This is a genomic window from Rhodococcus sp. 06-1460-1B (assembly GCF_002258475.1).
GTDB classification, from domain to species: domain Bacteria; phylum Actinomycetota; class Actinomycetes; order Mycobacteriales; family Mycobacteriaceae; genus Rhodococcoides; species Rhodococcoides fascians.
In genome coordinates, this window is the sequence record NZ_NOYS01000015.1 from 40,013 (window position 1) to 50,431 (window position 10,419).

General features: G+C 67.2%; 10 protein-coding genes and 1 pseudogene. 1 reads left to right on the forward strand and 10 read right to left on the reverse strand.

What is annotated here, in order from left to right; genetic code table 11:
* Nucleotides 1-43 precede the first annotated feature (43 nt).
* Nucleotides 44-433: a heavy metal-responsive transcriptional regulator gene (locus CH268_RS05970; protein ID WP_006246584.1), complete on the forward strand. Its 390-nt coding sequence runs from the start codon at nucleotides 44-46 to the stop codon at nucleotides 431-433.
* Between the two features lie 128 nt (nucleotides 434-561).
* Here CH268_RS05970 and CH268_RS05975 read toward each other — a convergent pair whose 3' ends face one another.
* The 10 genes and pseudogenes from CH268_RS05975 to CH268_RS28065 form a co-directional block, all read right to left on the reverse strand.
* Complete coding sequence (locus CH268_RS05975) at nucleotides 562-1,428, reverse strand: hypothetical protein (RefSeq protein ID WP_094662924.1); 867 nt, start codon at nucleotides 1,426-1,428, stop codon at nucleotides 562-564.
* A gap of 53 nt (nucleotides 1,429-1,481) precedes the next feature.
* Nucleotides 1,482-2,105 carry a DUF4913 domain-containing protein gene (locus CH268_RS05980; protein ID WP_255182304.1) on the reverse strand — a complete coding sequence of 208 codons (624 nt, stop codon included), beginning with the start codon at nucleotides 2,103-2,105 and terminating at the stop codon, nucleotides 1,482-1,484.
* Entirely contained in the window at nucleotides 2,102-4,009 is a 1,908-nt protein-coding gene (locus tag CH268_RS05985) for a type IV secretory system conjugative DNA transfer family protein (RefSeq protein ID WP_094662926.1), read from the reverse strand. The genes CH268_RS05980 and CH268_RS05985 overlap by 4 nt, the downstream gene beginning before the upstream one ends.
* 33 nt (nucleotides 4,010-4,042) lie before the next feature.
* The gene (locus tag CH268_RS05990) at nucleotides 4,043-4,282 is read right to left on the reverse strand and encodes a hypothetical protein (protein ID WP_094653189.1); all 240 of its coding nucleotides are present in this window, start codon (nucleotides 4,280-4,282) and stop codon (nucleotides 4,043-4,045) included.
* On the reverse strand, nucleotides 4,279-4,872 hold the full coding sequence (locus CH268_RS05995; RefSeq protein ID WP_094662928.1) for a hypothetical protein: 594 nt from the start codon (nucleotides 4,870-4,872) through the stop codon (nucleotides 4,279-4,281). Before CH268_RS05995 ends, CH268_RS05990 begins: the two co-directional genes overlap by 4 nt.
* Nucleotides 4,869-6,527, reverse strand: a complete 1,659-nt coding sequence (locus CH268_RS06000; RefSeq protein WP_094653191.1) for a peptidoglycan DD-metalloendopeptidase family protein — start codon at nucleotides 6,525-6,527, stop codon at nucleotides 4,869-4,871. Before CH268_RS06000 ends, CH268_RS05995 begins: the two co-directional genes overlap by 4 nt.
* 4 nt (nucleotides 6,528-6,531) lie before the next feature.
* On the reverse strand, nucleotides 6,532-6,840 hold the full coding sequence (locus CH268_RS06005) for a transposase (protein ID WP_094622100.1): 309 nt from the start codon (nucleotides 6,838-6,840) through the stop codon (nucleotides 6,532-6,534).
* Nucleotides 6,837-8,546 carry a hypothetical protein gene (locus CH268_RS06010; protein WP_176457859.1) on the reverse strand — a complete coding sequence of 570 codons (1,710 nt, stop codon included), beginning with the start codon at nucleotides 8,544-8,546 and terminating at the stop codon, nucleotides 6,837-6,839. The genes CH268_RS06005 and CH268_RS06010 overlap by 4 nt, the downstream gene beginning before the upstream one ends.
* Before the next feature lie 28 nt (nucleotides 8,547-8,574).
* Nucleotides 8,575-10,062 (reverse strand): SCO6880 family protein, encoded by a 1,488-nt coding sequence (locus CH268_RS06015; protein ID WP_094662930.1) that lies wholly within the window; start codon nucleotides 10,060-10,062, stop codon nucleotides 8,575-8,577.
* A 65-nt stretch (nucleotides 10,063-10,127) separates the two neighbouring features.
* Nucleotides 10,128-10,419 (reverse strand): annotated as a pseudogene (locus CH268_RS28065) (hypothetical protein); the annotation flags it as partial.

Below are 10,419 nucleotides of genomic sequence, written 5' to 3' on the forward strand. Positions count from 1 at the left end.
AAGGGGAAGGTCAAGCGAGACCTGCGACACGATGGAGGCCGGGATGCGGATCGGAGAACTCGCCGAGGCGGCAGGCACGACCACCAAGACTCTGCGGTTCTACGAAGAGCAAGGGCTGCTGCCCCCGGCCGAACGCACACCGGCCGGCTACCGCGACTACACCCCCGACGCGGTCAGCCGGATCGACTTCGTCCACCGCGGCCAAGCGGCCGGGCTCACCCTCGCCCAGATCAAGCAGATCCTCGACATCCGCGACCACGGCCAAGCTCCCTGCGGCCACGTACGTGACCTGCTGGACGCGCGCCTTGCCGACATCGACGCGCAGATCGCCGACCTCACAACACTTCGCGACAACGTGGCTGCGCTCCGCGACGATGCAGCCCTCCCAGAGCCCGAAACCTGTAGCCCCGATCAGGTCTGCAGATACCTATAGCCCTCGCCACTCGGCAGTGACCACCGAGACCAAGGGCGTGATTAGCCGGTGCCAGGTGGGTCCCAGTCAGGCCGTCATCGTGGTCCCAGATCGGGTTGACACAGCCAGGTGTTGGGCGTGAGACAGGGTCATCGGCCGGAACGTTCGCGGTCGGTGTGCTTTCCGGTGCCGGGCCGTCCTTTGCGCGCTCGAGGTGATTTCGTCGAAGGCACTGTAATGGCACCGGCGGGTGCGCCCTGGCAGATGTCTGCGGAGATCCGCGCGGCGATCGCTTCGTCGTCGACGCCGGCCGCGCGCATGTCTGAAGCGAACTGCTCGCGGCGTGCGGCGCTGTCGTAGCTGTGATCGGCCTCAGCACGTCGGTCTGTCTCCTGCGACCGCTCAGTGTGCTCTGAGTTCTGGTCCCGGGCCTCACGTTCGTTCATCGGCTGGGCCTCTGCGTCTTCTATTCCAGGGCCGGATCCGTAGCCGTCCTGTGCGAGCCGCTGCGTTTCGGCGTCCTGGCGCTCGGCGTCCGCGATGAGTGCTGCGGCTTGGGCGCGATCGAGTCCTGCCGCTCTGTCGGAGTTCTGGGCGAGGGCATGTTTACGCTGGCTGTCGTCGATGAACGCTCGGGCCCCGCGGTCATCGGTGATGTCGACGCCGTATCGACGATGAACTTCGCTGCGGACCGTTGCTGCGGCTTGCGTGGCGATCTCCGACTCGCTTTCCCATGCCTTGGCCTGCTCGTAGACGGTCGTGATGTCGTGAGGTGTCGCCCGGTCCCACCACTGAGGGTCGAGAGGCCGGCGGAGCTGGGTTTCGGCGGCGATCCGTTCGGTGCGGAGCCGTTCGCTGTATTCGCGCGCAGCTTGGTTGCTGTGCTGTTCGGCCTCGCGTGACTGCTGTTCACGTCGGCGGGCGCTCTGTTCGGCGAAGCGGGATGCGAGCTGCATCCCGACGCGGAACACCATCCCCACTTCTCTACTGGCGGAGCCGAGTTCGTCATCGGACATGTGGTGTCACCTTTCAATTGACGGTCCGGCTCGTTACCGGATCCGAATGGGGGTCAGCGCTGTCGCTGGTCGGGGAACATCGCTGGCGGTGCGGGGTCCACGGGCAGCGGATGCAGCCGGTCGGAGTGTCCGGTGCGGGTGTCGCAGTTCTGGAAGGGGCCGTCGGAGGCGAAGAGCTTTTCCATGTGGTGGTCGGCGTGATCGCGCAGCCACACGCTCATGCCGGTGTGTGGGTCCTTGCGCAGGTGCTCGAACGATCGCCACAGCGCTTCGAGGCGGGCGACGGCTTCGGCGTGCCGCCACCACTGCGGGCACCAGCACCGGTGCGGTACGTCTTCGACCTCGCGGCGGTAGAGGACGGCGAGGTGGTCGCGCACGAACTCCTCGACCGACCCGAACTTGAGCGGTTCGGGCTCGTTGCCGGCCGCGTCTATCGCGGCGTCGAGCTCGGCTTCCATCCGGGCCCGTGTCGCCTCGGCCAGCTGGTGGTGCAGCTCGGGGGTCAGGAGCTCCTCGAACTGTGCGGCGGCGATCGCGTCGACTTCGGCGCTCAGGCGTCGATCGACGCCCGCCTGGACCCGGGCCTGCATCGGCTCGCTCAACGAGCCCGCGGCAGCCTCGGTGGCGGTGGCGGTGGCGGTGTCGTCGAGGCCGTCGAAGCTGAAATCCTCGCTCACGCTGCACCCTCTTTGGTCAGGTCGACGTTCCCGACGAGGGTGACTGCGCCGGCGAGGGTGCGATCGGCTTCGGGGTCGTGGACTCTGATGGACGCGACGACGGCGGCCTGGTTCGGTCCTTCCCACCACGGCACGGTCCGCACGAGAACCGGTGTGTTGCCCGATGATCGGACGATGGCGCGTCCGCGGGGGAGGGCTTCGAGTTCGGCTTCGGTGAAGGTGCGTTGTTTGGTGCGCGAGCGTGAGACGCTGCGGCCGTGATCGCTCGTGGAGACCGATCCGCTGATTTCCCAGTGATCACCGATCGCGGTGGACATGTTGCGGAGGAATTCGCCGTCGTCGATCGCGACGCCGCCGCCGTAGACGCGGACGTTGGCGGCGGACCAGAGTTTGCGCATTCCTTCTGTGCCCCAGACGTTTACGCCTTGGGACCAGGACTGGAGGACGGCCATGATGATGATGCCGCGGGAGCCGTAGTGGCTGTAGAGGCCGGGTAGTTTCGCCCAGCGCACGACGTTGGCGACCTCGTCGAGCGGTGCGAGGAGGGGGACGGGGAGACGGCCTTTGGGGGAGGTGGTGGCGAGCTGTTCGGCGGCGTCGATGATGGCCACGGTCAGGGCGGTGACCAGGGGACCGGCGGAGCCGTTTCCTTCGCGGGAGAGGCTGTACATCGTGCCGCCCTCGGCGACGAACGCCCGCGGGTCGAAGTGCGGGCGACTATCGCCGGGTCCGCTCGCACGGATCCACGGGTGCACTGCGGAGAGCTTGAGCGATCGAATCATCTTCTTGGCGGTGGTGAAGACGCCGGATCGTTGCTTCTCGGTCTGGTTGTACTGTGCGGCAAGGCCGTCCGCTTGCAGGCGGTATCGGCCGTCGGCGGTGCCTCGGAGGATTTCGACGGGCTCCTTGTTCTTTTCCTGCGTTGCCCAGGTGTAGACGTCGGTGATCGGGCGCCCCGCCACCGCGGCGGCGAGGATCAGCCCGGCGAGCAGGTCCTGGCCCTCGGGGTCGAAGAACGGGTCCTTCTTGGCTTCTACCCCGTCGTCGCCGGAGGCGAAGTGTTCGGCGAGGTCGGCGGCCTTGACTTCGTCGGTGACCCAGGTCAGCGGGTTCCACCACCAGCTGGGCTGTTCGTCGGCGACCTGCTGCGGGTCGAACACCCACACCGGGCGCCGCTCGAGGGACTCGACGGACACCATGCCCTTTGCCGGGACGGCCTTACTGTCGCCGTAGGTGCTCCAGTCCACCGCCGCGGCCTTGACCGGTTCCCCGGTGACGCGGTCGAGAAGACGCACGCTGCGCCAGAGCCGCGTCGCGTCGACGACGTCGCGTTTGTTGGAGGTGGTGATCACCCCGCCCGGGGCGTCGAGAATCGCCGGGATGACCCGCGAGGAGGACTTACCGGTCCGCGGCCCCCAGATGTCGCAGTGCAGATCCTCGTAACTGCCGCGCAGCATCTGCTTGGAGAGCAGGTGACGGCCGACCTGGACGCCGGGTACCTGTGTGGGTGTCAGCTCGATCGCCAGGTCCGCTGCTTTGCGTCTGCATCCTTTCTCGCTGAGCGATTCGATGTCGCGGCCACGGCCGAGGTGGCGGGCCTTGTCGTCGACGCGGGTTTTCTTGCTCCGGTGGCGACCGAGCAGCACCAGCGCTCCGACCGCCGCCGCGAGCAGCACCAGTGCGGCGAGGACGACGACGATCGTCGAGCCGGTCTGCCATACGAGATCGCCGCGGAAGAGGCGTTTGGCGATGGCGATGGGATTGTCCGGGGCGGGTTGGTCGGTGCCCAGGTGAATGCCGGCCCACAGTCCGCCTCCGGCGAGGGCGGCGACGGCGGCACCGAAGCCGAGCAGGACCAGGGAGCCGTCGGTGGTGGCGGGGTCTTTGACGCTGCGAGTGCTCATGTGTGGAGTCCTTCTCGTTCGTGGGCGGGTGTGTCAGGAGACTTCGACGATGGCGGTGATGGTGACGGTGAAACCGGGGGCGGTGCGCGATCCCGGTGGATCGGCTACCTGGAGCGGTGTCACGGCGTGCGAATGGCCCTGTACGGCAACGAATGTGTGGTCTCGTTCGAGCTCGTCGATGTAGCCGATCATGCTGTCGGCTGCGATCTGCAGGGCGGGGGCGGGAGAAGGTCCGGCGGCGGTGCCGTGGCCGTAGAGGACCAGGAAGCTCATCGCACAGCCACCGCGTTGATGCGCCACACGCCGAGTTTGGTGGCGGTGAAGTAGGCCGCGAAGGTGTTGGTTCCCAGTGTCTTTCCGTCGGGGGTCGTGGCGTTTTGGTTGACGGTGACCACGCGTGAGACTCGGCCGCTCTGATCGGCGGGATGGTCGTCGCCGCCGATCGCGGCGACCGCGGTGATGCGGGCACCTGCCTGTGCCCAGTCCTGCCACTGGTTGCCGGTGATCGGGGCGAGGGCGATGAACGAAGCGGCGTTGTCGGCGTAGTAGCGCTCGTCGAACAGCGGCTGCGCCCGCTTCGCTGCGGCGAGCTGGTTGGGCTCGTCTGCCGGGGTGTAGGAGAACAGAGTGGTCGCGGCGGCGAGCATGACCTGCTCGGGATCGGTCTGGTCGACCCCGGCGAAGGCTTGTGGCAGGTCCGGGGTCGAGGGCGCGGGTAGCGAGGTCGTCGGTCCGCCGGAATCGAGAGGATGGTCGCCGGTGTCCTGACCGGAGTCGTCGCTGCCGCAGCCACCGATGACCAAGGTGAGGGCCGCCAGCAGGGCCAAAGCGGCGCGTCGGTGGGTGCGTGGTGTGGTGTTCATCCGAATCTCCTGACGTACATGTCTTCTCCGGCCCAGCCGGAGAGCGGCATGATCGAGACGGTTTGGCCGGACTGAGGGGCGTTGAGGAGCATGTCCTGGCCGCCTTCGGTGCCGGTGTAGATACCGACGTGGTGGGTGTTGCCTCCGGAGCCGAAGTAGATGAGGTCTCCGGGTTGCTTGTCCTCGAACGGGATCTGTTGTCCCCGTGGATCGCCTAGCTGTCCGGGGTTGGAGGTGTCGCCGGTGTAGTGCGGGAGCGTGATCTTTCCGCCCGATGCTTGGAAGACGGCGTAGAGGGTCAATCCGGAGCAGTCGAACCCGGTTTTGGAGGTGTCGCCGTTCGCGTCGGCTGCGCCTCCGCCGTCGCTGATTCCTCGGGTCGGACCGCTCGAATCTCCGCCTCCCCATGCGTAGGGTGTGCCGATCCATCTCGACGCTGCGGCAATGACATTGGCTCCGAATGGGCCGCCGGGGACGAAGGTCGGTCCTCCGCTCGTTCCGCTGGCAGGAGGGGTGCAGGCACCGGGGGCGGTGCCGCCGTCGACGACGGCGGTGGCCACCGCGCCGGTGCCGTTGTTGGCGATCGCTGCGAGGTCGTCGGCGGTCAGGTCGGCGCGGGCACCTTTGAACTGTGCGTAGAGCTGGCGGGCGAGTGGTTCGTCGTCGGCGTAGGCCCCGGGGTGGCCAGACCCTTGCACTGCTTGGGCGGCGTCGGTGACAGCCATCGACTGCCAGCCGGGGATCTTGAGCAGGGCGGTGTAGAACTTGATGTTCGCGGTCACTGGATTCATCAGCTCTTCCGTCGTGCCCCAGATCGTGACTTGTTGCTGAAATTGGTTGACCGACAGGTGATCCGATCCAATGCCGTCGTGGGGGTAGTTCGTGGAGTCCGGGACGTTCGAGCTGGCGAGCATCCGATAGGTCGACTCCTGGCCTTCGGTGGCGAGCGCCACGACGATGCCCTGTTCGGGTACCCCCATTGCCTCGCCGATGGCTACGGTCTGTTTCGCCAGTGCGAGTTGTGCGGCATTGAGGCCGCCCGTTCCTGCACCGGGGGAGCTCGAGGTCTGTGGTTGGGCGGCGGTGCCGGGCTCGGCGGCCTTGGCGACCCACGGCGCGGGGTCGACTGCGGTTCCAGCACCGTCGGGGAGCCGCGCGCCCTCCCACACCTCGAAATGTAGGTGTGCGCCCGTCGATTCGCCGTCGTTGCCGATCTTTCCGATCTCCTGGCCGGCCGAGACGTGCTGGCCGGCAGAGACGAGGACACCGTCGGCGAACATGTGACCGTAGACGGTGGAGTAGGTCCGGCCGTCGATCTCGTGGTCGAGGATGATCCAGTGCCCGAATCCGGCGGCCTCCCCGGCTTCGGCGACACGTCCGTCTGTGAAGGCGTAGATCGGGGTGCCGACCGGGCCGGCGCGGTCGATCCCCTGGTGGACGGTGCCCCACCGGGGGCCGAAACCGGAGCTGTCGGTGGTGGTGTCGCTGGCGGTGGGCTTGACCAGCGTCCCGGCCGGCGAGATCGCGCCGGCCGCGGCACCGGACGGGGGAGCGCAGGCGATGGTCGTCGACGCCGGAGCGAGGATGACCACCACGATCAGGACCAGCCCGAGAAGTGTCGCGGCGGTGGCGACGAGGAGTTTCTTGGCGTCCACGTCGCTATGCGCGCCGACCGGTGTGCGGGCCCATTCCTGCGGTCAGGGTGGCGATCAGCTCCGTCGCGGCCGCGAGCTGGACTTTGTGTTCGCGGGCGCGGCGCTCGGCTTCTTCGGTGGTGACGGGGGCGGCGTCGCGGCCGGCGGCTACGACCCAGTTGCGCAGGGTGTTCGGGTGGACCTCGAGGGTTTCGGCGACGAGCTCGATCGCTCTCCACCGGGAGGACACCTCGGTGGCGACCTTGGCGACGGTCTGTACTGCTGCTGCCCGCAGTTCCGGGGTGAGGCGCTTGTACTTGCGTTCGGCGATCATGCGAGCGCTCCTGCTTGCTCAGGGGCGGCGATGTCGGCTTCGATGACCTCGCGGACGAGGTTCGCGTCGGCGAACTCACTGAACCGGGAGTTGGTGTCGTGGATGCCGGCGTCGATCTCGGCGGCGGAGAAGATCAGCTGTACCGGGATGCCGGGGCTCAATTCGCTCTCGCCGATCTTGATCAAGAACTTGCCGAGTCCGGATGGGGGCTCGATCGGCTCATCGTGTTTGCGGCGATCTCCGGTCATGGGCGGCGGCGCGGACCATCCGCTGACCATGTCGGATTCGGTGGCCGTGAACTTGACGATGCCGGCCAGGCGTTCGACTTCTTTTTCCGGGATCGGGCCGATGACTTTGACGCGGGCGCGTTCGAGGAAGCCCAGGGCTTTGTTAGCCGATCCGGTCGTCGACTGCGATTCGAGGTCGGTGATGGTGTGGGTGATCATCCACAGCGCGGTGGCGATGGCTCGGTTCAAGCGGGTGAGGGCGTTGACGCGGTCGACCATGAAGTCGCCCAGTCCCAGGACCTGCCAGAGCTCGTCCATGATGGCCTGGAAGTAGCGCTGCGGTCCCAGCCCCGCGTCGGCGAGGGCGTGTGCGGCTTCGATGGCGGCGAAGCCGTCGGACCAGCACACGAGCATCACGGCCGCTTTGAGTTTGGTGTCGCCTTCGGCAATGTGCGAGACATCTATGCAGATGGCGACGGCGTCGATATCGATTTCGGTGGTGGTGTGTCCGTTGAACACTTCACCGAACCGGCCTTTGATCAGCCCGCGAAGTGATTGCCGGAGGCGTTTGGTCGAGCGCCGGTACTCCTCGACGGTGTCTTCGCCGGCGTCGGCGATCAGTTCGGGGTGTCCGTCGATGACGAGGGCGAGCAGGTCGCCGAGCAGGGGCGGGCGATCGGGGGTGTAGCCCATCTCGCCGTAGAGCAGGTTCAGCGAGGTCGCGAGGATGGTTTCCTCGAAGTCCTGCACGGGGCCGCCGCGGGAGAGTTCGATCAGTCCCGAGACGACCTGGACCTGGCGGCCGCGGAGTTCGGCGAGCATGCGGCGCTGCAGGTCGGGGAATGCCGAGAGGGTGGGGATCACCGATCCCAGGACCCCACCGGCGAGCGGGTTGATGCGTCCGTATCCGTAGCCGAGGTCGATCACCTGGCCTCCGACGGCTTCGATTTCCTTGCGGTAGTCGGGCTTGACGTCGGCCAGGACGAGGGTGGTGACGTTCTGTGCGATACCGCCCAGGACCACGCGTCGTACGAACGAGGACTTGCCGTAACCGTTGAGTCCGAGCACGAAGCCCACCGGTGCGGTGATCAGCCCTTCGATGAACCAGTTGAGCAGGTCGAAGCAGACCGCGGCGCGGGTGAGCAGGTGTTGCCCGATCGGGGTCCCGATCAGTGGGGCTCCGGCACCGACCGACCACGGCCACAGTCCGGCAGCTTGGACGGAGGTGGCGCGGTATTCGATCTGTCGGCCGACGGTGTTGGTGCGCCCGCCCCCTGGACCGGCGAATCCGCGGTCGGTCAGGCGCAGGGTGGAGCGGGCGAAGCCGTCGGCCGAGGACGAGTAGTCCGCGGCGTCGCGGTTGCGGCGGCGGCGGTCGTCGGTGGCGAGCTTGTGTTTGGCCCACATGCTGCGGACGCCGGGACGGTTCGCGGCGACGACCAGGGCCGCGCGGGCTGTGTCGTCGAGGATCTTGACCATGGACGGGTCCTCTTCTCGTCTCGGGTGCTTATCCGGCGAGTGCGCCGGGGAGGGTGGCGTGTTCGGGCAGCACTGCCCCGATGCCGAGGGAGCCGTAGAACCCGGCGGCCTGCCAGCGGTAGGCGCGGCGGATCTTGAGACGGCACTGCACCGACAGATCGCGGACGATGGCTTCGATGGCCGGGATGTCGCCGGTGAGGGGCTCGGTGACGGTGATGAGCACCCCGAAGCGCACGAGTCCGTGGCCACGGGCCTGCTCTTCGCGGGCGCGGGAGGTCGATTCGACCTTGATCGAGGCGGTCACCGATCCGATGCCGCGCCCGCCTTGCTCGGCGATGAGTGCGTTCTTGTAGTCGGTGTCGACGATCTTGACCGCATCCGCCGCGGTGTGGGGTCGGTAGATGATCGCGACACGTTTGCGAGGCACGTCGGGATTGGGAGCGAGGATGCGCCGCAGGACGCCCTCGTCGACGGCGCTGGCGGGAGCGGCATCCATTTCCCAGGTCACCGACCGGCCACCGTCGTGGACGTACTGGTCGAACTTCTCCTCGTGCGAGACCGGTCCGGCGTCGTCCCAGTGAAGTCCGTGTCCGGCCGAGCTCGACGACGCGCGTTCGAGATCTGCCTGTGAAGCGGGATCGGTGGAGCGCCGGACGAAGGCGACGATGTCGGCCGCAGGCATGGGCCGGACCATCACCGACGCCGATTTGAGGGCCGCGCACAGCCCGGGTAGTCGACGGCTGATCTCGACGGCCTGCTCGGAGGGGTCCTTCTTGCGGGCATCGGTGGTGGCGCGGAAGGTCACTGCGATCCGGGCTTCGAGCTGGACCTGTTCGGTGGGCAGCGACTCGGCGAGGTCGTACATCGAATGCTGTGCCAGGGCAGGTGCATTCGGCGCGGTGTTGCGGTCGACTTCGGCGAGCAACCGGTTACCGGTTTCGGGGACGGTGTCGATGACCGGGACGACGGCCACGATGTCGGAGGTCTGGCCCATCGCGGCGAGTACGACTCCCCATTCGCCGACCCAGTTGTTGATCAGGGACTGATCGACTGCTTCGTCGCCCTGCGGCCAGGCGCGCAGCACCACGGTGTAGCAGTGCTTGGCGGGCATGTGGATCATCCCGAACCGGAACCCGGCGGCGTCTTCGCCTTCGTAGAGTTTGGTCGGGGCCATGATGCCCGGGAGGAACGCTTTGCCTCCGGGTAGTTCGGAGAACAACCCGCCTCGGTAGATGTTCTCTTTCCTGCGTCGTGCTCGTATCCACTGCATTCTCAGCACCGTCATTTCGTATCCGGATCGGCCATCTCTGCTCCACACCAGCGGTGCGGCAACAACTGTCGCGATTGATGCGACGACCACGCCTGTGCCGAAACCGGCGAACATCATGGTCACCATCACCGAGATCACCAGGACGAACCCGATGATCGTCGCTGCCCATGTCGCACCGAACAATCCGGTGTTTCGGGGCTTGGTCCACCCGTGGTAGAGCAGACCTGCTTCGGTTCTCGTCGCCATCTACTCACTCCTCGGATAGGGGAAACTGCGTTGCGCCACAACCGGTGTGGCCGATGTCGGGGTGCTCATCGTGGTATCGCGTGTCGGTTACCGCTGCTGCCCTGTGAGGTTCGGCCACCGGCGAGGTCGTCGGCCGACCGTCCTGCGCCCGCAGCTCCGGACCCCACCGCCTTGGCTGCCTTCGATCCCGATCCGCCGCCCGATCCGCCGCGAGATCCGTTGGCGCTTTGGCTCTGTCGGCCTGATGCCGAGGACGGCGGACCGCCTGCCGAGGACGGCGGACCGCCTGGCGAGGGTGGGGTCAGGTTCGGTCGTGGGCTCGGGCGACTTCCACCACCACCGCCACCACCACAACAA